General features: G+C 53.7%; 24 protein-coding genes and 1 pseudogene. 8 read left to right on the top strand and 17 right to left on the bottom strand.

Going from position 1 to position 17,496, the window contains the following annotated elements:
- Positions 1 to 101: 101 nt before the first annotated feature.
- Genes ACO0LL_RS28540 through ACO0LL_RS28530 form a run of 3 tightly spaced genes read right to left on the bottom strand, consistent with a single transcriptional unit; the run spans position 102 to position 1,532 of the window.
- Positions 102 to 356, bottom strand: a complete 255-nt coding sequence (locus ACO0LL_RS28540; protein ID WP_422954213.1) for a hypothetical protein — start codon at positions 354 to 356, stop codon at positions 102 to 104.
- A 17-nt stretch (positions 357 to 373) separates the two neighbouring features.
- Entirely contained in the window at positions 374 to 907 is a 534-nt protein-coding gene (locus ACO0LL_RS28535; protein WP_422954212.1) for a chromate transporter, read from the bottom strand.
- Positions 900 to 1,532, bottom strand: coding sequence for a chromate transporter (locus ACO0LL_RS28530; protein WP_422954211.1), 633 nt, complete (start codon positions 1,530 to 1,532; stop codon positions 900 to 902). Before ACO0LL_RS28530 ends, ACO0LL_RS28535 begins: the two co-directional genes overlap by 8 nt.
- 107 nt (positions 1,533 to 1,639) lie before the next feature.
- Here ACO0LL_RS28530 and ACO0LL_RS28525 point away from each other — a divergent pair, with 107 nt between their 5' ends.
- The gene (locus tag ACO0LL_RS28525; protein WP_422954210.1) at positions 1,640 to 2,572 is read left to right on the top strand and encodes a LysR substrate-binding domain-containing protein; all 933 of its coding nucleotides are present in this window, start codon (positions 1,640 to 1,642) and stop codon (positions 2,570 to 2,572) included.
- Between the two features lie 46 nt (positions 2,573 to 2,618).
- Here ACO0LL_RS28525 and ACO0LL_RS28520 read toward each other — a convergent pair whose 3' ends face one another.
- The 5 genes from ACO0LL_RS28520 to soxR all read right to left on the bottom strand — a co-directional run bounded on the left by ACO0LL_RS28520 (position 2,619) and on the right by soxR (position 5,406).
- On the bottom strand, positions 2,619 to 3,158 hold the full coding sequence (locus tag ACO0LL_RS28520) for a hypothetical protein (RefSeq protein ID WP_422954209.1): 540 nt from the start codon (positions 3,156 to 3,158) through the stop codon (positions 2,619 to 2,621).
- Positions 3,159 to 3,222: 64 nt separating this feature from the next.
- The gene (locus tag ACO0LL_RS28515) at positions 3,223 to 3,756 is read right to left on the bottom strand and encodes a DUF6882 domain-containing protein (protein ID WP_422954208.1); all 534 of its coding nucleotides are present in this window, start codon (positions 3,754 to 3,756) and stop codon (positions 3,223 to 3,225) included.
- A 64-nt stretch (positions 3,757 to 3,820) separates the two neighbouring features.
- Complete coding sequence (locus ACO0LL_RS28510) at positions 3,821 to 4,054, bottom strand: hypothetical protein (protein ID WP_422954207.1); 234 nt, start codon at positions 4,052 to 4,054, stop codon at positions 3,821 to 3,823.
- Between the two features lie 69 nt (positions 4,055 to 4,123).
- Positions 4,124 to 4,966 carry a hypothetical protein gene (locus ACO0LL_RS28505; protein ID WP_422954206.1) on the bottom strand — a complete coding sequence of 281 codons (843 nt, stop codon included), beginning with the start codon at positions 4,964 to 4,966 and terminating at the stop codon, positions 4,124 to 4,126.
- Between the two features lie 47 nt (positions 4,967 to 5,013).
- Positions 5,014 to 5,406, bottom strand: coding sequence for a redox-sensitive transcriptional activator SoxR (gene soxR / locus ACO0LL_RS28500; RefSeq protein WP_422954205.1), 393 nt, complete (start codon positions 5,404 to 5,406; stop codon positions 5,014 to 5,016).
- A 150-nt stretch (positions 5,407 to 5,556) separates the two neighbouring features.
- Between soxR and ACO0LL_RS28495 the strand changes: the two genes are divergently transcribed.
- Positions 5,557 to 6,000 carry an ester cyclase gene (locus tag ACO0LL_RS28495; RefSeq protein WP_422954204.1) on the top strand — a complete coding sequence of 148 codons (444 nt, stop codon included), beginning with the start codon at positions 5,557 to 5,559 and terminating at the stop codon, positions 5,998 to 6,000.
- Here ACO0LL_RS28495 and ACO0LL_RS28490 read toward each other — a convergent pair.
- The gene (locus ACO0LL_RS28490) at positions 5,990 to 6,637 is read right to left on the bottom strand and encodes an NAD(P)H-binding protein (protein WP_422954203.1); all 648 of its coding nucleotides are present in this window, start codon (positions 6,635 to 6,637) and stop codon (positions 5,990 to 5,992) included. The genes ACO0LL_RS28495 and ACO0LL_RS28490 overlap by 11 nt on opposite strands.
- A 218-nt stretch (positions 6,638 to 6,855) precedes the next feature.
- Between ACO0LL_RS28490 and ACO0LL_RS28485 the strand changes: the two genes are divergently transcribed.
- Complete coding sequence (locus ACO0LL_RS28485) at positions 6,856 to 7,569, top strand: L-2-amino-thiazoline-4-carboxylic acid hydrolase (protein WP_422954202.1); 714 nt, start codon at positions 6,856 to 6,858, stop codon at positions 7,567 to 7,569.
- A 104-nt stretch (positions 7,570 to 7,673) separates the two neighbouring features.
- Here ACO0LL_RS28485 and ACO0LL_RS28480 read toward each other — a convergent pair whose 3' ends face one another.
- Positions 7,674 to 8,909 carry an MFS transporter gene (locus tag ACO0LL_RS28480; protein WP_422954201.1) on the bottom strand — a complete coding sequence of 412 codons (1,236 nt, stop codon included), beginning with the start codon at positions 8,907 to 8,909 and terminating at the stop codon, positions 7,674 to 7,676.
- A gap of 282 nt (positions 8,910 to 9,191) precedes the next feature.
- Here ACO0LL_RS28480 and ACO0LL_RS28475 point away from each other — a divergent pair, with 282 nt between their 5' ends.
- The gene (locus ACO0LL_RS28475; RefSeq protein WP_422954200.1) at positions 9,192 to 10,094 is read left to right on the top strand and encodes a LysR family transcriptional regulator; all 903 of its coding nucleotides are present in this window, start codon (positions 9,192 to 9,194) and stop codon (positions 10,092 to 10,094) included.
- Positions 10,095 to 10,136: 42 nt separating this feature from the next.
- Here the strand turns inward: ACO0LL_RS28475 and ACO0LL_RS28470 are convergent, their stop codons facing one another.
- The 3 genes from ACO0LL_RS28470 to ACO0LL_RS28460 are packed head-to-tail and all read right to left on the bottom strand — an operon-like array spanning position 10,137 to position 11,651.
- Positions 10,137 to 10,802 carry an aquaporin gene (locus ACO0LL_RS28470; RefSeq protein ID WP_422954199.1) on the bottom strand — a complete coding sequence of 222 codons (666 nt, stop codon included), beginning with the start codon at positions 10,800 to 10,802 and terminating at the stop codon, positions 10,137 to 10,139.
- Entirely contained in the window at positions 10,799 to 11,278 is a 480-nt protein-coding gene (locus ACO0LL_RS28465; protein WP_422954198.1) for an arsenate reductase ArsC, read from the bottom strand. The genes ACO0LL_RS28470 and ACO0LL_RS28465 overlap by 4 nt, the downstream gene beginning before the upstream one ends.
- Positions 11,279 to 11,321: 43 nt before the next feature.
- Positions 11,322 to 11,651: an ArsR/SmtB family transcription factor gene (locus ACO0LL_RS28460; RefSeq protein ID WP_422954197.1), complete on the bottom strand. Its 330-nt coding sequence runs from the start codon at positions 11,649 to 11,651 to the stop codon at positions 11,322 to 11,324.
- Positions 11,652 to 12,058: 407 nt separating this feature from the next.
- On the opposite strand from ACO0LL_RS28460, the gene ACO0LL_RS28455 reads away from it, so the two are divergent.
- Both ACO0LL_RS28455 and ACO0LL_RS28450 read left to right on the top strand, forming a co-directional pair.
- Positions 12,059 to 12,544: an arsinothricin resistance N-acetyltransferase ArsN1 family B gene (locus ACO0LL_RS28455; RefSeq protein WP_422954196.1), complete on the top strand. Its 486-nt coding sequence runs from the start codon at positions 12,059 to 12,061 to the stop codon at positions 12,542 to 12,544.
- A gap of 4 nt (positions 12,545 to 12,548) precedes the next feature.
- Positions 12,549 to 12,998: a GNAT family N-acetyltransferase gene (locus ACO0LL_RS28450; RefSeq protein ID WP_422954195.1), complete on the top strand. Its 450-nt coding sequence runs from the start codon at positions 12,549 to 12,551 to the stop codon at positions 12,996 to 12,998.
- A 134-nt stretch (positions 12,999 to 13,132) separates the two neighbouring features.
- Here the strand turns inward: ACO0LL_RS28450 and ACO0LL_RS28445 are convergent, their stop codons facing one another.
- From ACO0LL_RS28445 to ACO0LL_RS28435, 3 genes are read right to left on the bottom strand one after another with little or no spacing between them, the layout of a single operon-like run.
- Entirely contained in the window at positions 13,133 to 13,717 is a 585-nt protein-coding gene (locus ACO0LL_RS28445) for a hypothetical protein (protein WP_422954194.1), read from the bottom strand.
- On the bottom strand, positions 13,710 to 14,423 hold the full coding sequence (locus ACO0LL_RS28440; RefSeq protein ID WP_422954193.1) for an SOS response-associated peptidase: 714 nt from the start codon (positions 14,421 to 14,423) through the stop codon (positions 13,710 to 13,712). The genes ACO0LL_RS28445 and ACO0LL_RS28440 overlap by 8 nt, the downstream gene beginning before the upstream one ends.
- A 50-nt stretch (positions 14,424 to 14,473) precedes the next feature.
- Positions 14,474 to 15,079, bottom strand: coding sequence for a SecDF P1 head subdomain-containing protein (locus ACO0LL_RS28435; RefSeq protein ID WP_422954192.1), 606 nt, complete (start codon positions 15,077 to 15,079; stop codon positions 14,474 to 14,476).
- Between the two features lie 46 nt (positions 15,080 to 15,125).
- Here ACO0LL_RS28435 and ACO0LL_RS28430 point away from each other — a divergent pair, with 46 nt between their 5' ends.
- Positions 15,126 to 16,316, top strand: a complete 1,191-nt coding sequence (locus ACO0LL_RS28430; protein WP_422954191.1) for an acyl-CoA thioester hydrolase/BAAT C-terminal domain-containing protein — start codon at positions 15,126 to 15,128, stop codon at positions 16,314 to 16,316.
- A 219-nt stretch (positions 16,317 to 16,535) separates the two neighbouring features.
- Positions 16,536 to 17,240: a hypothetical protein gene (locus ACO0LL_RS28425; RefSeq protein ID WP_422954190.1), complete on the top strand. Its 705-nt coding sequence runs from the start codon at positions 16,536 to 16,538 to the stop codon at positions 17,238 to 17,240.
- Between the two features lie 136 nt (positions 17,241 to 17,376).
- On the opposite strand, the pseudogene ACO0LL_RS28420 reads toward ACO0LL_RS28425, so the two are convergent.
- A pseudogene (locus tag ACO0LL_RS28420) lies at positions 17,377 to 17,496 on the bottom strand (IS701 family transposase); the annotation flags it as partial.

Here is a 17,496-nt window from a genome sequence, read left to right as displayed (position 1 = left end):
ATCGCCAGGCCTTTACCTACTGGAAAACGATGCGTTTAAAATGTGTTTTTGCGGAAAAAATCAAACTTGAAAATCTGAATCCGTAGCTGACATGCGTACGATTACGCTCTGCTAATCGTACCTACACACCTTTCTCTGCTTGCAGACATGAGCATCGCGCCGCCCTTTTGCGACAATGTCAACAGCCCGTTCACACCACCTTCGCAACTGATCAATCCTTCTGCGCAGGCATCTTCCCAAATACATAATCTTGGACATGTACTGTGCCAGGCCTCAATGACTTCAGTATAACTGCGAGGCCGCTGCTGTATCCATTCCAACATTTGCAAGGTCAGGCTGGTGTGCGCGTCGGACATGATATTTCCCCCTGAGGTCAGATCAGATGCAACATCCCAGCAACAGCTCCGGCGGCGATCAGGATGACCGGGTTCAGTTTGCTGCGCAGAACGATGATGGCTGTCAATGCGGTAATCACGTCGGTGCGCCAGTTGGCGGTGTCGAGTTGTGTGAACAGGCAGGCGGTGGCCAGCAAGAAGCCTATCGAGATTGGGGCGAAGGTGTCGCGTACGGCAGCGGTCAGGCGCTGGTTGTAGTTGGAGGTATTCAGGCTGATGACGGATAGCGTCAATATTGTCGAAGGAATGATGACTGCGAGTGTCGTCAGTATCGCGCCGGTCCAGCCAGCGATGAGCCAGCCTACCAGGGAGATGAACAAGAGATTGGGGCCGGGCGCTGCCTGGGCAATGGCATAGGCAGAGGCGAACTGGGCGCTGGTGACCCAGTGTTTTTCTGTGACGACAAAATGGCTGATGTCGGGTGCCATCATGACCAGCCCGCCGCCAACTGCCATCATTGACAGGATAGACAGATGCAGGCACAGGTCCAGCATGGGGGATTCGTCATTCATTTTTGTCTTTCAGAAAATAAGCAGCCACGCTGCCTGGCAAGGCCAGCAACACGAACACAATAATCAGGCGAAACTTGAGCAGGGCCAGCCCGGCAAAGGCCAGCGTCATCAATGCTGCCTGCAAGGCAGTGCGGCTGTTGAACAAGCTGCTTTTGTCTGGCCCGGCACCCTGAGCATTTTTCCCAAACAGGGACATTGCCATCTTGATCGCTGTTGACAACACCAGACCGGCTGCCACGGCTGTCATGCCTGTCAGAGCGTCCTGCACCATGGCCAGTTTACCAAAGCGCTGGTAGGCAACGCCGAGCGCGATCACCAGCAAAAAAGGGGCGATGATCAGGCCTGCCATGGCGGCCAGCGCACCTGGGATACCGGCATAACGCTTGCCTATCATCAAGGCGACATTGCATATGGTGGGGCCGGGCAAGACCTGGCTCAGGGCCAGGTAGCGGGCGAATTCTTCGGCTGTAAGCCAGCGGTATTGCTCGACCAGTGCCCGGTAGGCAAAAGGCATGACGCCGCCAAAACCTGTCATCGCTATTTTGGAAAATACGAGAAACAGGCGCCAGGAAGTGATGCTGGCAGTGTCATTAACAGCCAGGCCTGGCAATGGTGGATTTAACATGAGGGTACTCATCAAAAACGGTGAAAAATATTTACTGCAGGAACATCTTCTTACTCGGGCAATTAAAAGTACAATGAATTTATTTAGATGATTGATTCATTTTTCTTATGAAAATCGATATCCTGGGTGTACAGGCTTTTGTGGCCATTGCCGATCATGGCAGTTTTAACAAGGCGGCTGATGTGCTGTTTGTCACACAAACGGCGATAACGCAAAGGCTGCGCAATCTGGAGATTTTTTTGGGTGTGACCTTGCTCGAAAGAACCACCCGCTCCATCGCCCTGACCAGGACGGGACAAGACTTTTTGCCGCAAGCCAGACGTTTGTTGCAAGAGCTGTCAGCCGCCCTGACCGAGATACGCGAAACCGGCAAGGCGCTGCGCGGTGATGTGTCGATAGCCTGCATACCGACAGCGGGGGTGCGCTACCTGCCGCAAGTCATCCGCGAATATTCAGCGCTATTCCCGGATAACCGTATCAAGATACTCGACCATGCATCGGTCGGCGTGGCAGAGGCCGTGTTGCGGCGCGAGGCTGAATTTGGCATCAACCTCGCTGGCCCTAACCATCCCGAGCTGACAAGCACGCCTTTGCTGGAAGACCGCTTCGTGCTGGTCTGCCGTGATGATCATGCACTGGCCAGGCGCAAGAGCCTGACCTGGGCACAATTGCAGCCCTACCCGCTGATTTTTGCCGGACAGGCCAGCGGTAATCGCGCCCTGCTGGATGGTTACCTGGGTGCAGAGAACATGCATGGTGGCCGGGGTGCGCAAGATGGGCAAGCAGGTTTAAGCCTGCAGATACATTATGAAGTGCAGCGCAATTCTACCGCCCTCGGCCTGGTCGATGCAGGTATTGCTGCCGCCATCGTGCCCAATCTCGCCATGCAAAAAGCCAACTACCCACGCCTGCGCGTGATCAGGCTGCAAGACCCTGTGATTTCACGAACCCTGGTGCTGGTGGCCCGCAAAGCCGCCCGTCTATCACCGGCGGCGCAGCTGTTATATGACATGATCAGGGATAGCCGGGTGGTTAAATAAAGGAGCGAGGAAGCGTGGCATGGTCACAGGCATGCAGGCTGTGTCGTCAGGTTGATTTTTTCAAGACAGCTTCAGTTTCATCCCTGTATCCCATCATGCATAGTCCCGCCAGAAAAAATGGCAGCAACCACCAGACTGAAGCGTGGGCCAGATCTGCCCAGCGACTGCCATATGACCACCATGTCTCGTCAGAGATATACACAGAATTGCCCCTGTTTGACCAGGATGGATAATAGACAGGGGCACCACCAAGAATAAACTCCAAAACATACGCATCTTCGGGCGGCTTGCCAAATTCGCTGATCAATTCGTCGGAAAACGGCGCGGTTCTATATGAAAAGCCTATGCCTTGCAGGTCTGACCTGACACGTGCCCAGTCATCAAAGTCTTGAGCAGTCGGCATGCGCGCATGCTGTTCCCGAAAGCCTTGTACGTACTCTTTGGCATCGGCAATTTCAGTCTTGCTACTTCCATTCAAGGCTCTGTGTTGTTCACTCGGCACCAGGGCAAGATACAAGCTGAAAAACAATCCTGGCAAACCCGCCAGCACAAACACGACTGCCATCAAAAAATTAAGCGCACGCATGAATCAATTACTCGCAATCATACAAATTTACTGTAAAAACCAGACTGTATCATGCAGACAGTATTTATTCCGGCTGCACTTTCCTGATATCAGTAATAAGCAAAAACACAAAGCCAGTTTCAAACGGCACGCGGTAAATACCCTTGGTCTTGAGCAGGTAATTGGCCACGGTCGCCATTTCCCATCCCTCTGACAATTGCGCAGTCCAGCTGCGTTGCGTCAGCTTGCTGAACTGGTGTTTTGCACCCAGGCTCCTGAGTACATCCATGCGTTTGTATAAGGCCGGGGTGATCGTCGAATTACCCCAGCTCCATAGCCAGGTCTTGCTGCGGTCAGAATAAGAACCGACAAACTCGATTCTGGCACTGAGCTTCTGCACACCCCCGTCTGCGAATGTGAGCTCACCGGTTACCTGATCAAGATCCCAATATTCATAGCTGGAAACCAGGTAATCGTCATCAAGCGCTTTTTGGGTGGCTGCTGAATAGTCGGCGCTGGCGCTCAGAACCTGCTCCCAGCCTTGCTGGCGGGCGTGGGCGTTGCCAGTCAAAAGCATTAATACAATACTGATCAGCGATATCAGAGAGAGGGCGGGCATGCTGTATGTATTTTCAGATGATTTGCAGCCATGCCCCATCTTTCGCCCTCACAGTCAACAGAAATTAACTCAGTATGACGCCACCAATAACCAATAGCACCAGGCCCAGAATATAAAATTTGAGAAAATGGCTAAACAGGCCATGCCGCTTCGCCAGCAAAAAAACATAACCCGGAATAAACAAGGCTACAAAAGCCTTGCCTGCATCAAACTTAAACAGCATCAAGCTAAGGTAAAGCTGGGCAAGAAAAGCGATGGCCATCCCAGATAACAGAGTGCAAACGCCAAGATTATGCATGACTATCCTGATGTTATTTTAATACTTCAATGTATCACGGAAACCGTCAAAAACAAATGGCATTCGGCATTACACTGAAGTGATATTCACCCGCGCTATGCGCTGACGCAAATGTGCAGCCTGCTGCTCATTGAATTGAATACCATCAAGCCAGATATTCTTCAATGAGACCAGCGCTTCCAGTTTGGATATCAGTTCAGCTGCGTCAAAACCTGGCGCATCATCAACATTGCCCAGTGACAGGTACTCCAGATGTGGCAGTTGTGCGAGTAGATCAAGATCATCAAGCTCGATTTTCGTTGCCCATAAATCCAGCGACCTGAGTTGCGTCATGCGGCACAGGTGCACGAGCCCCTTGCCTGTGATTTTTGTATTGCCGAGGTCCAGCGTATGAATCTGCTTGCTGGCGCTCAGGCTCGCGGCCATGGCATCATTAAATGCTGTTCGTTCCATATCCAGCGCAAGCAGGTGCGGGTGGGCCAGCATCGCAGCAATCAGACGTGGCGACAGGTCTGCGCCCTGCATGCCCAGCTCTTTGAGTGCAGGTGCCTGCAGGATGCTTGCTACATCGTTCTCAGACATGCCAAGATTAGCCCGCACAATCTCCAGATCAGGGGCTGTGGCAAAGCTGTCCATCCTGTCCGGCCCCTTGATATTGAGTATGTCCAGCACACGCAAACCGGGGGTGTTGATGACATGGCGCATGTCCTTGCGTGTGACATCGCACCACAACCAGAGCTTTTCCACTGATTCTAATGTTGGCAGAGCCTGCGCCAGTTTGTCGGTCAGCGTGGGCATTTTCGAGAGCTGGAGTTCATGTATCGCCCCTCTGGCACGCAGGTTTTTGATATCAGCGGGGGTGATCTTGCCGCTTAGTGCCGCATCATTTTTTTGCTCTTCATTTTTTGTCATTGATGTATTTCATTCTCTTTATTTTCTCTTTATTTATGTCACCGTCTTCATGACGATTCCATCCCCAGCAACCTCGCCCCTGCCCCCTCTTCCGACAAGGCATCCAGCGGGTTACGCAACTTGCAGGCCTTGATCGACAGGCAGCCGCAGCCTATGCAGTCGCCCAGTTGTTCACGCAGTTCCATGAGATTATTGATGCGTTCATCGAGTTCTGCCTTCCAGCGTTTTGACAACCTGGCCCAGTCGGCCACGGTGGGTGCGCGGCCTTCAGGCAACTCTGCCAGGGCGGTTTGTATGGAGGCAAGTGAGATGCCCAGGCGCTGCGCGACCTTGATGACAGCGATGCGGCGCAACACGTCACGCGCATAACGGCGCTGGTTGCCTGCATTGCGCTGGCTGTGTATGAGCCCCCTGGCTTCATAGAAATGGATGGCTGACACCGCTGCGTGCCGCCACCTCACCGACAGCCAGCGGTTTGCCTATATCTTGCGGATTGATTTGTGCCATGCAAATTCCCCTTGACCTCAAGTTAAGTTGAGGTTTTACACTACTCTTCGCCTGGTTTCAAGCTAACATTTGGAGAAAGAAAGATGACGACAGCAAATCAAGTTGAACAGAACCACACCGGACAGTATTACACCGAATACAATCTACAACTCGTTCGCCGCCTGTATGAAGATTGCTTCAATACCGGCAATCTTGATCTTGTGCCACAGATGATCGCCACTGATTTTGTCAGCAACCGTGGCGAGCATGGTCAAGTGGAATTTGCCGCCAATATTGCGGGTCTGCGCAAGGCTTTTCCTGATGTGAATTTTGCCATTGAAGATATCTTTGGCGCAGCTGACCGGGTCGCAGTCAGGTGGAGCTTCAGCGCCACTCACAGTGGCCCTTTTGCAGGCTTCCCCGCTACAGGCAAGGCCGTAACGCAGCAGGGCAATGTGATTTACAGGATCACGGATGGCAAGATCGCCCAGGCCTGGGTGCAGATAGACAGGCTGGGTTTGATACAGCAGTTGGAGCTCAATGCATAGCGCCAGAAAGCAAGATAGTTTTACCTTGCGCCTGCGGGACAGTCTTCAACAGGGCTCTGGCAACGGCAGTCGCCGCGATAGGCTGGTAGTTGGCGGGTATCAAAAAGCCGATTAGCTTGCTGAGGGCCAGGCCGATTTTTTCACCACGCCGCTCTGGCTGCCCTAGCACTTCGCGGTCACCGACCAACAAGGATGGGCGGGCAAAGACCATGCCTTCAAACGGCATTTTCTCCAGCGCGTTTTCAAGCTCGCCTTTGACGCGGTTATAAAAAACTTTTGAACTGGCATCTGCCCCCATCGCGCTGACCAGCCCCAGCTTCTTGACACCAGCAGCCTGCGCCGCCCTGGCAACGGCCAGGTTGGCATCGTAGTCTATGGCACGAAAAGCTTCCTGGCTGCCGGCGACCTTGATGGTCGTACCCAGCGCCAGATACACTTCGTCGGCCTGCGGCAACACCGGCAAACGCAGGCTGGAAAAATCAACGATATACGCACTCAGCTTGGGATGCTGCACCGTGGGCGGTTTGCGACCCAGGCTATGCACTTCTGCTACGCTATCGTCCGCCAGCAGGCCGGCAAGAATCTCTTTCCCAACCATGCCGCTGGCCCCGGCGATAATGACAATGCGTTTTACCATTCCTGATACTCCTTAGTGAAATGCTCAGTGAATTTATTTCATGCCCGGCTTTTATCAACACTGCGTGAATGCTGCTATGCTAAGCAAAGTCAAACCATGCTCGCGCACGAGCTATCAAACTCAATACTACCGGATTTACTGGCATACTGCTTTCTGCAGTACATGCATCAGCGCGCGGGCATGTTTGCTATACACCAATTGCCTGAGAAAGGTATTCAATGGCTGAGTTCATTCATCACTCTACCCATCCTGCTATCCACCCATATTACGAGTTGCATCGTGGCGCAATGGAGGCAGCGATGCGCCAGCGCCTTGCGCTTGCAGAAACGATGTTGCGTGAGCAAGCGCAATTGCCGGACATTGATGCAATCAGACAAGAGGTGATGGGCGAGTTCGACATCGTGCTCACGCAAATGCCGTATGTCGGTGGCGCAGCAAGCCGCATGAGCGATTTCTTCATGCGCCTGCTAGGTTTTATGGCCATCAGCCGGGTGTTGCGGCGACATGGCGTGGCGCTGTCTGTCATTGGCGACATTGAGCGGGAAACCTATCAGGCACAATTACTGAGCTTGCCAGAAGCAGAACGCCTCGCGTCCGGCCAGCAATTCATGTCGTCAGAGAACCAGGCTTTGCTGCGCGAGCAGGCGGCACAAAGCGCGACGGAAGAACATCAACAAGCGTTTCCGCAAGATTTTGTGTATGACTTTGTCGAGCCTGGCCCGGGCGACAAGTTTGAATTTGGCATCAACTACAAGGCTTGCGGCTTTTGCAAGTTCGCCGCCAGCCATGGCGATAAAGAAGTTTTACCAAACATTTGCGGGCTCGATTTTGTTGCCTATGCAGCGCGGGGCATACACCTCGAAAGAACGCAAACCCTGGCTGGTGGGGCTAGTCACTGTGATTTTCGCTTCTCAAAACTGACAGTTGGCTGAAGCTGATTCAAGCCGTCATTGACTGCCCAGTAGGGTGCGTCTTGACGCACCACATCTCTCTCTAAAGTTGCCGGGTTGGTGCGTCAAGACGCACCCTACTCACATCAGGCCACCGCCACAGGTACCAAAGTCCTCAGGCGTAGCGTAATCGCCAGACCCACACTGAGTATGCCACCGAGCAGCATGACCACGCCCGCCCAGCCGTGGCTGGCCCATACCACGCCCGTGAAAGAACCAATGAGGCTGGAACCGAGGTAATAAAAACACAGGTAGATTGCAGAGGCGACCGCCTTGTAAGCCTGCGCACGGCGCGCGACCCAGCTGCTGGCGACTGAATGCGAGGCAAAGAAACCAAAGGTGAACAGGGCCACGCCAGGGATCATGATGTACAGCGAGTTGGACAGGCTCAGCAGCAAGCCCGCCATCATCACCAGCAAGACTATCCACAGCACGCCACGGCGGCCTATGCGATCTACCAGACGTCCTACCCAGACCGAGCTGCCCATGCCCAGCACATATAGCAAGGCAATCGTGCCTGCGGTGCTCTGACTAAAACCAAACAGTGTGCCCTGCAGGCGGTAGCCTATGTAGTTATACACACTGACAAAACAGCCTGTCAGCATGAAGGCCAGGCAAAACAGCATGCACAGGCCACCATCTGACAGATGCAGACGCAAGCCCTGGTGCAGGCTGCCCCAGACCTGCGCCGCAGGTTTGAAGTTACGCGCCAGTGGCAGGCTGCGCCAGAATTCCCACGCGGCATAGATGCCGGCAGCACCAATCGCTGCCATCGCCGTGCGCCAGCCAAAATGGTCACTCAACAGGGCAGACAGTAAGCGCCCTATCATGCCCCCCATGGCGCTGCCTGCGATATACAGGCCCACTGCCGTGCCCATGGCTGCGGCTTCGATCTCTTCGCCCATATACGCCACCGCCACTGCAGGCATGCCACCGAGGGCAAAGCCCAGCAGGCCGCGCAAGAGCAACAGCTGGCTAAAGTCTTGCGTCAGCGCACACAGCACCGTGGCAATGGCCGCCAGTGCCAGCGCTGCCACCATCATGGGCTTGCGGCCTATGCGCTCACTGATGGCGCTGCTGATGAGCAAAGAGAAGGCCAGCGATAAAGTCGATATCGACAAAACCCAACTGCTTTGCGCCGGGCTCAGCGCAAATTGCAGGGCCAGCGAAGGCATCAGCGGTTGCATGCTGTACAACAGTGAAAAGGTGGAAAAGCCACCAAAGATCATGGCGCGGGTGATATGCCGGAACGCTGGCGTGCCTGCGACGATGCGGGCTGGCTGGTTTATTTGCGGCGGCGGGGTAATGCTGGCGACGGTCATGATGGTGTGGCTGGACGATCAGGGAGTAGCCATCTTATATTTGCGCTTTTATAGCGTCCAATATATATTTAAGGCGTTAGTAATATATTTTTTAGATGATTGAATGACGAATGAAGCTTGCTCCCCGTAGGTTGGGCTACGCTTTACCAGCCCAACACTGGGCCTATAAAAACGTATACGTATATGAAGGCACAGTGTTGGGCTGATACCCCGTAGCCCAACCTACGCAATTACCAAGACTCGGCACAACCTACGCCCTATTCAACCTCTAACCACAACCCCATGGAACTCCGCCACCTCAAATACTTCATCGCCGTCGCCGAAGAACTGCACTTCACCCGCGCGGCGGAGCGTCTGCACATAGGCCAGCCACCTTTAAGCCATGCGATACAAATGCTGGAAGCCGACATAGGTGCGCAGTTATTTGAGCGCAGCAAGCGCTGGGTGCGTCTGACGGAAACGGGTAAGCTGTTCTTGCAGGATGCGCGGCATATCCTGGCACTATCTGAGCAGGCCAGCGAAAACGCCCGCCGCGGCCAACGTGGCGAGACTGGCGAGCTGCGTATAGGCTTTACTTTCTCGACCCCGTTCACACCGCTGTTTGCCGCCGTCATCAATAGCTACCGCGAACAATACCCGGATGTGACACTGAGCTTGCGCGAGATGGCGACCAACAAGCAACTCGAAGCACTCAGCCAGCATCATCTTGATGTGGGTTTCATACGCCCGCCAGAAGGCGGCGAACTGGCGCGCGGAGTATCGTCACCGCTACGCTTTCGCAAGCTGCGTGAAGACCCGCTGGTGGCCGTGCTGCCGAGCACGCATGTGCTGGCAAAAAAGAAAAAAGTGCCCATGAAAGACCTGGCACAAGAACCCTTCATCATGTACCCACCCAGCGCAGGCACCGGTATTTACCCGCACATCTTGCGGCTCTGCCATGCCGCAGGCTTTGCCCCAAAAATCGCGCAAGAAGCCAACGACGCCTCCACCATCATCGGCCTGGTGGCTGCTGGCTGCGGTATCTCCATCTTGCCAGGTTCGTTTTACACTATCCATTTTGATGGTATCTGCTACCGGCCTATTGCTGATGCGGGGGCAACTACCTCGCTACTGCTGGCGCAGCGCAAGGGGGAAGTGTCGCCATTGGTGGAAGCTTTTGTGAAGCTGGCTGGTGGACTGGTGTGAGTAGCGAACAGTCGCGGTGAAAATCGAGACGCCAACCTATTGCTACGCAACCGGGCGGGCCGGATACATCCAGCAAAACACCAGCGTCGCTACCGCCGCACCCAGCAATTGCGCCACGATGAAACCCGGCGCATCGACGGGGCGTATGCCCGCAAAGCTATTACTGGCCGCGCGTGCCAGTGTCACTGCGGGGTTGGCAAATGAGGTTGAAGAGGTAAACCAGTATGCCGCCGTGATATAGGCTGCCACTGCAAATGGTGTCACCGCCGGGCGGCTACGGCTGGTGCTGATGATGACCGCGATAAGGCCAAAGCTGGCGACAAACTCGCTCCACCATTGTGCCATGCCGGTACGCGCATGTGCAGATGCAAAGAATAGCGGCAGGTCAAACATCGCGTGTGCCGCGGCAACCCCGGCAAAAGCACCCAGCACTTGCAGCAGGATATACGCCAGCACATCCCTGGCTGGCAGGTTTTTCTGATAAGCCTCAGACAATGTCACGACAGGGTTGAAGTGCGCGCCCGAGACCGGGCCAAACATCAATATCAATGCGATCAGACCCGCACCCGTGGCAATGGCATTGGCCAGCAGCGCAATCGCAACATTGCCGCTCGCGAGCCGCTCTGCCATGATGCCCGATCCCACCACGACAGCCAGCAACAAGGCTGTGCCCAAACCTTCAGCCACCAAACGTCTGGCCATGCTCATGGCGTGATCTCGCCTATCTGGTCCAGCGCGATCTTGAACTTTTGCCTGTCCTGCGCCAGCGTATCCAACGGCAGTGCCAGCATGGTCTCAATGCGGGTGCGCAGGATGCTGTAGGCGGTCATGAAGGCAGCGTCGATTTCTTCATCTGTCCCGGTCGCATGGGCGGGGTCTGCCACACCCCAGTGGGTACGCAGGACTGGCCCCAGATAGGCCGGGCAGGTTTCACCCGCAGCACTGGCGCAAACGGTGATGACGATGTCTGGTGTGGCTGGCAGATTGTCCCATGATTTGCTGGCATAGCCCGTGGCCGAAATACCTTCCCGCGCCAGCAATGCCAACGAACGTGGATGCACTTCACCCGTTGGCTTGCTACCCGCACTCATGGCATGCCAGCCTGCCGGGGCCAGGAGATTGAAAGTGGCCTCAGCCAGGATGGAACGGCAGGAATTGCCGGTACATAGAAATAAAACGTTCATGGGTTTGCCTGCCAGGGTAGTTTGGATTCAAGGCTACGGTTGTTTATTCTGTGGCAGCACATTGCTGCACCGACACCGGCGTACATGGATTGCCGCCACAGCAGTTCTCAGTCAAAAAGCCCAGCATCTGGTTCATCGTCGTGATATTGGCCGAGTAGATAACAAAGCGCCCGGCCTGGCGCGACTGCACCAGCTCTGCATGCGACAACTCCTTCAAATGAAAGGATAGCGAGGACGCAGCAATGCCCAGCTCCTCAGCAATCTTGCTGGCAGCCATGCCCAGGGGGCCGGTCTGTACCAGCAGGCGAAATACCGCGAGACGCGACTCTTGTGCAAGAGCCGCCAGGGCCAGCAAGGCTTGTTTGGTTTCCATGATTTGTGCGTTCAAAGTTTTGCCATTAATTCTATATTTCAATAATAATGGAAATATAGAATTGAAGTAAAGCAGAATTTGCATGGGCAGATATCCCCCTTTCCGCCTTTGTCTCGCTGCCAATCTTGCCACTACATGCTGTGCTATCACCCGTAGGAGCGGCTTCAGCCGCAAACAGTGTGCCAAACAGACAAGGGTGATGGAGAAATTGTAGCTTCCCCTATTCGCGGCTAAAGCCGCTCCTACAGAGAAAACCAAGCTTAGCTCCAAATCATCAAGCGACTTCAGCCGCGAACACACAAGCGCAGAAACCCAAGATCATGCTTAGCTTGCAGCCTTCGCCTTTCGCGGCTAAAGTCCATCCCACAGAGCATTGATGCCCACCCAATTCACCGCCGCCAGCACCCATGATACGACCAGCCACCGCCGCCGACGCCGCCGCCATCATCAACATCTACAACCACTACATCGCCACGACCACCATCAGCTTTGAAGAAAACCCGGTCACAGAACAGGAGATGGCCCAGCGCATCAAGGACGTCAGCGCCAGCCTACCATGGTATGTAGAAGAACAGGATGGCGTAGTCATCGGCTATGCCTATGCCACTCCATGGCGGGCCCGCAGCGCCTACCGGTTTTCAGTAGAAAGCACGGTGTATGTCGCCGCCAGCCATGCAGGCAAGGGCATAGGTAAGCGGCTATATCAAACCCTGATAGCCGACCTGCGCCAGCGCGGCATCCACGTCATCATAGGCGGCATCGCCCAACCCAACGCCGCCAGCGTCGCCCTGCATGAAAGCCTGGGTTTCGAAAAAGTCGCCCACTTCAAGGATGTCGGACGCAAGTTTGAACAATGGGTGGATGTGGGTTATTGGGAACTGGGGCTGGAATGAGCACATGAAGACAGACTGGATCATACGCCCGGCGACACCATCAGATATCGCCATCATCACCCGCCACCGCTTCCACCGCGAAGACGAACGGCAAGAAGACCTGGATGCCTATGCAAACTGGCTGCCAGGCGCACTGGCTGCCTGCAATTACCTGGGCTTGCTGGCCCAGGCCGGAGACACAGTGGTCGCTGGTGCCGGCCTCTCCATACTGGATTGGGGACCAATACGCGGTGATACACAAGCCCGTCGCGGCAGAATCGTCAACGTCTATACCGCACCAGACTGGCGCAGACTGGGCATTGCCAGGGCACTGGTCGCAGGCGTGCTGCAACTGGGCAAAGAGCAAGGCCTGAATACCTTCAATCTGAGTGCATCAGAAGAAGGCCAGGCACTGTATCAGGACCTTGGCTTTGTTTCTTACCCGACGGAGATGATATATAAATCAAGAAAGTAAGGGCTTTGAAACAATAGCCAGCACTTCAAAGACCCGGCACAAACTTGAGTTACGGCTGGATGCGTTTGTGAAGCCTGGGTGGGATTTGTTTGACGCACTCAATAATTTGGAGAATCAATATCTAAGTCTATTCACTATCTGACAGCGGGAAATACGATGCTACTTATTTCACCATCATTGCGATAATAAATATACACTCCGCCACCGCTGATGATCGCACGCTTTTTGACATCATGGCTGAATAGAATTTTTTCTCTTTCCATATATTGCGTCACTTCTCTATATTGACAACGATGGCGCGGAAAATCACTGTCGTACTGGATTGCATTATTGGAAGCGTAGTCGAGCGTGAAATATATACCTATCCGCTCCAGTGTTGCACCAGAAAACCAGAATGTGCAAATTCCATTGATCCAGCACGCAGCATCTTCAAGACAAGTCCCGTCGCCGAACACTGCGGGTGGCCCTGCCAGCGCCAAAACTTCCGTCTTGCTCATCCCAATTCTGACACCACCGAAATTGGCCGCGTACAAAAAATCATTTAAACCCACCTGCAATTGCGGCTCAAGCTTGACGATATTTACTGAGCTATCTTCGCGATGCGTCAATAAATCTTCAATCGCAGAAAATGGACAAGCGCACTCTATACATACGATGGAATCAGATGGCGAATACTTCCCGCACATTTCGCAAATCATCATGGTTTTGGCATCAATCAAACAAATCCATATTCTTCGGCACAATAATCTGCGGCTTCCTGGGGTTGATGATCTTCGCCACCTTCTCTACTACAGGCTTCGGCGCAAAGTCGGCAAACATGCGATCAGCGGGATAAGGCCGCAAGAAAGCGCGGGCGAATTCGGGGTCGCGGCAGGATAACCAGTCATCAAAATCTTCTGGCGGCACGATGACGAGCGAGCGTTTTTCTTCGCCGGGTTTGTGGAAGCGGCTCATCAGCGGGTGCTCGTCGGCGTTGATGGTGATTTGCGTAAAAGAATAACTGACGCTGCCATCTTCTTGCGGCCATTCCTTGTACAGACCCGCCACGGCAAAGTCTGGCTCTTCGATGAGGCCTATGCGCCAGCGTTCGGCTGCGCCGCTTTCATAATTGGGTTCAAAGAAGTGCTGCATGGGCACCAGGCAGAGTTTGCCGCTGTGCCAGGATGGCGCATAGCTGCGCAGGCTGCCCAGAGTTTCTGCACGTGCGTTCATCGTAGAGAAACGCTTGACACCAGGCTGCATTTTTGACTTGGGGATCATGCTGTAGGCACCCAGCAAGGCCTGGCGCTCTCCCGCATCATCATGCACGACGATGGGGGCATCGTAATCTTGCCAGACTTCTGCACTCCATGGGCCTATGCCCTTGGTATTGGCCTTGAAGTAGGCCATGCGCTCTTGTGGTGTAGAAGTGAAATTGATGCACATAGAAATTGATGGTTGATACTGCGACAAAAAGTATTGTACTTACTTTCTCACTATTGGGGCCTCTTCGTCGTCACTGAGGTCGCCGCATTTTCCAAGGCACCATATCTTAAAATGACAGAAATTAACGAGGCTTCTTTTGGGGTACTATTTGCTGTAAGCGACAACATGCCATTTGTAATAGCCGAGGTCAATCTGGCCTGCGCCAAGACCTTGGTGTCGAACAGAACAATCAAGATATGATCTGTCCCAGCCTGAGACAAACCTGCAACGCGGGCTGTTGCTGCATCATTCAATTTCAAACGCAAGACTGGCTGGCTTTTTTCATCAAACGCGGCAACAGCATCGACGATATCTTCATTGGAAAACCATAGTTTGCCCGCTTCTGAGCTGACTTTGAACTGGCCGCGATGCTGCAAAAGAAATGCCAGCTCAGCATCAGGTGGCACGCCATTCGCCTTGATCACCTTACGACCTGGCTCGTCGCTCACGACAAAATTGCTGGCAGACATTTCTTTCAAACGCCCTAGCATGATGCTTTCATCGCGCTTGCTCAAGGGCACGGCGGTTTCAAGATAAATCGTTGCGGGTTCGCCTACAAAGGCGGTGCAGGCAAAAAGCAGGCTTGAAGCTAAACAAATCAGTAATCTGGATTTCATTGATAATTGGCTTTGATGGGGTGACCTTGATAGTGGCACGAAAGAAATGCTCACAACTTTCTTGATTGCCCTGAATTTTTCAAAAGGAAATACTTTCCCTCCCCTCGCAGAAATGCAGGCTGATGCGCAGGGCAATATCGCCCTGGCCACCATCGAGTCCAAGGCTGGCAGCTACACTGGCGTGGATGCGGCGGGCCTGTTCTGGTCCATGCAAACCAGTAACAAGGTCGATACCGCATGGCAAGCCGCAGAAACCCGGCTGACCGCATTGGTGGGCCAGCAGCAACTCGCGCAAATGACATTCGCCCTGCGCAGCACGATCACGCCGGTCAAGACCGAGGCTATTGCCGGGCACACGGGTGCAAAGATTTACCTGCCTGTCACCAGCATCAATGCCAATGGCAAGCCACCCGTGGTCATCATACTCGGCGGCTCTGAGGGTGGTGACTCTGCCGGCCGGCGCTTTGGACTCAAGCTGGCGGCGCGCGGCTTTGCCGCTGTGAGCTACCCCTACTATTCACCAAATACCCCGCGCGGGCAAGAAGTGCCCGGCCTGCCCAAAGACTTTATCGACATCCCCATTGATGGCCTGGATGCGCTGTACAAAACCCTGGCAGCACGCAATGACATAGACAGCACCCAGGTCGCCTTGATGGGCGGCTCTAAAGGTGCAGAGATGGCCTTGCTGTCTGCCAGCCTGCTGCCCTGGGTAAAAGCCGTGGTCGCCATCGCCCCGAGCGACCTTGTATGGGAAGGCTTTGCCATGGACAGAATGCTCGAAGCTGGCCGCTACGGCAGCTTCAGCTACCAGGGCAAGACCCTGCCCTATACGCCCAATGCCGGTCTCGACAAAGCCTTTGCCACTACCCAGCCGGTGCTGGCCCACATCTACATCGAAGGCCGCAAAGCTTACCCTGAGCGTGCAAAAGCTGCCCGCATCGCGGTAGAAAATTTCAAAGGTAAACTCTTGATGATCGCAGGCGGTGATGACCAGATGTGGCCTTCGCTGGACATGGCCAACAACATCGTCACCAGCCGCAAGACAGCAGGACTGGAAACAGAATTACTCGCCTTCCCCAAAGCCGGGCACCTGGTCGGCGGTGATGGCTATAGCCCGAATGATTACTACACCCCATTCGCCATGGGTGGCAATGCCAAAGAAGATGGTCATGCACAGACTGTTGCCTGGCCGGCGACCATGGTGTTTTTTAAGAAGGCTTTGCAGAGTGGGAAATGACGGTGATGATGCGGAGGCATGCCAATCTTGAATAGCATTGAGCAAAAAGATTTTTTGAGGCTGCCGCCAATTTATTTATGATGAGGGCTTTTGCAAGCCGCCCTCATCTTTACATCACCAATTTTTCCCATGCATTCCAGTCTGAAAGTTTTACTTGTTCTGCTTATTCTGATGGCTGGTATTGTGCTGTTGGACCGCCAGCTTCCAGCCACAGAAGTGATGACAACGATCATCAGCAGCGATGCAGACAACATGCGTTATAACTTGCCTCTTAGTGGCGGTGACGAGGCCAGTTGCAAGCCACGAAATACAGATGCGCTGCCCCTACCTGCCCAGACCCTGGCGGTGATACAACACACTGCCCTATTCGGAATTTGCCTCAGTGTAAAACCAGTCCCCAAAGCTGTACTGGCCTGCCGGGACGAGCAGGTAGAAAAAATTTACCAGCAGGCGCTGGAATTTGAACAGCAATTGAAACTGGTGCAGGCGCATGATTACTATGAAGCGGTGTGCAACGCGCGCGGTTCAAAGATTAACAATTCAGACCACAACAATTCACAGGATAGCAAAAAAGATCCCTGCGAGACTAGCCAGAGGCTGTATACAAAAACGCAAAAAACCTACGATGCTGTCATCGCTTCCCTGGAAAATGTGAAATCAGGAACCGGGCAATATCCGGACAAGCTTGACAGCATACGAGGCGACCTATCACCCGTCATGCAAGAGTTGGCACAAGATTTTGTCTATTGCAAAAAAGCCAGACCCGGCGACAGAACTGCCCCATGCTCTGATGGTGGCGAATCTTTTTCCGATCATGAAATTACCGTTGGCACTGGCCTGCACAGAGCCAAGCCAGAACTTGAAAAAAAACTGGCGATACCGCAGTTTTTTCATTGCGCGGGTGCTGGTCCAAGCAAACAATGAGCGATAACAAGCTTTAAACCCAATGCATTGCATGCAATCGACCTAAGTCTAAGCGTCATCCATTCATCATGGCTAATGATCATGGATAAGCGCCGCAAAACAGTTGCAGCACAGCATTAAGTATTATTAATAGGACTTACGCAAAACGCATAGAAATAGAAGGATTTCTGAGTTGCTGACATAAGTAATGGTCCAAAAGGCCGTGTTTAATGCGATAAGCGGTTTGTTTGGTAGTTCTGGCAATGTCGGTGAGGCG

The organism is Undibacterium sp. TC4M20W (assembly GCF_049340245.1).
Lineage (GTDB): Bacteria > Pseudomonadota > Gammaproteobacteria > Burkholderiales > Burkholderiaceae_D > Undibacterium.
This window is presented reverse-complemented; position numbering and strand designations above follow the sequence as displayed.

Coding starts and splice junctions, on each gene's coding strand:
- ACO0LL_RS28540 (WP_422954213.1), bottom strand. CDS start 356: ATGTCCGACGCGCACACCAGCCTGACCTTGCAAATGTTGGAATGGATA.
- ACO0LL_RS28535 (WP_422954212.1), bottom strand. CDS start 907: ATGAATGACGAATCCCCCATGCTGGACCTGTGCCTGCATCTGTCTATC.
- ACO0LL_RS28530 (WP_422954211.1), bottom strand. CDS start 1,532: ATGTTAAATCCACCATTGCCAGGCCTGGCTGTTAATGACACTGCCAGC.
- ACO0LL_RS28525 (WP_422954210.1), top strand. CDS start 1,640: ATGAAAATCGATATCCTGGGTGTACAGGCTTTTGTGGCCATTGCCGAT.
- ACO0LL_RS28520 (WP_422954209.1), bottom strand. CDS start 3,158: ATGCGTGCGCTTAATTTTTTGATGGCAGTCGTGTTTGTGCTGGCGGGT.
- ACO0LL_RS28515 (WP_422954208.1), bottom strand. CDS start 3,756: ATGCCCGCCCTCTCTCTGATATCGCTGATCAGTATTGTATTAATGCTT.
- ACO0LL_RS28510 (WP_422954207.1), bottom strand. CDS start 4,054: ATGCATAATCTTGGCGTTTGCACTCTGTTATCTGGGATGGCCATCGCT.
- ACO0LL_RS28505 (WP_422954206.1), bottom strand. CDS start 4,966: ATGACAAAAAATGAAGAGCAAAAAAATGATGCGGCACTAAGCGGCAAG.
- ACO0LL_RS28495 (WP_422954204.1), top strand. CDS start 5,557: ATGACGACAGCAAATCAAGTTGAACAGAACCACACCGGACAGTATTAC.
- ACO0LL_RS28490 (WP_422954203.1), bottom strand. CDS start 6,637: ATGGTAAAACGCATTGTCATTATCGCCGGGGCCAGCGGCATGGTTGGG.
- ACO0LL_RS28485 (WP_422954202.1), top strand. CDS start 6,856: ATGGCTGAGTTCATTCATCACTCTACCCATCCTGCTATCCACCCATAT.
- ACO0LL_RS28480 (WP_422954201.1), bottom strand. CDS start 8,909: ATGACCGTCGCCAGCATTACCCCGCCGCCGCAAATAAACCAGCCAGCC.
- ACO0LL_RS28475 (WP_422954200.1), top strand. CDS start 9,192: ATGGAACTCCGCCACCTCAAATACTTCATCGCCGTCGCCGAAGAACTG.
- ACO0LL_RS28470 (WP_422954199.1), bottom strand. CDS start 10,802: ATGAGCATGGCCAGACGTTTGGTGGCTGAAGGTTTGGGCACAGCCTTG.
- ACO0LL_RS28465 (WP_422954198.1), bottom strand. CDS start 11,278: ATGAACGTTTTATTTCTATGTACCGGCAATTCCTGCCGTTCCATCCTG.
- ACO0LL_RS28460 (WP_422954197.1), bottom strand. CDS start 11,651: ATGGAAACCAAACAAGCCTTGCTGGCCCTGGCGGCTCTTGCACAAGAG.
- ACO0LL_RS28455 (WP_422954196.1), top strand. CDS start 12,059: ATGATACGACCAGCCACCGCCGCCGACGCCGCCGCCATCATCAACATC.
- ACO0LL_RS28450 (WP_422954195.1), top strand. CDS start 12,549: ATGAAGACAGACTGGATCATACGCCCGGCGACACCATCAGATATCGCC.
- ACO0LL_RS28440 (WP_422954193.1), bottom strand. CDS start 14,423: ATGTGCATCAATTTCACTTCTACACCACAAGAGCGCATGGCCTACTTC.
- ACO0LL_RS28435 (WP_422954192.1), bottom strand. CDS start 15,079: ATGAAATCCAGATTACTGATTTGTTTAGCTTCAAGCCTGCTTTTTGCC.
- ACO0LL_RS28430 (WP_422954191.1), top strand. CDS start 15,126: ATGCTCACAACTTTCTTGATTGCCCTGAATTTTTCAAAAGGAAATACT.
- ACO0LL_RS28425 (WP_422954190.1), top strand. CDS start 16,536: ATGACAACGATCATCAGCAGCGATGCAGACAACATGCGTTATAACTTG.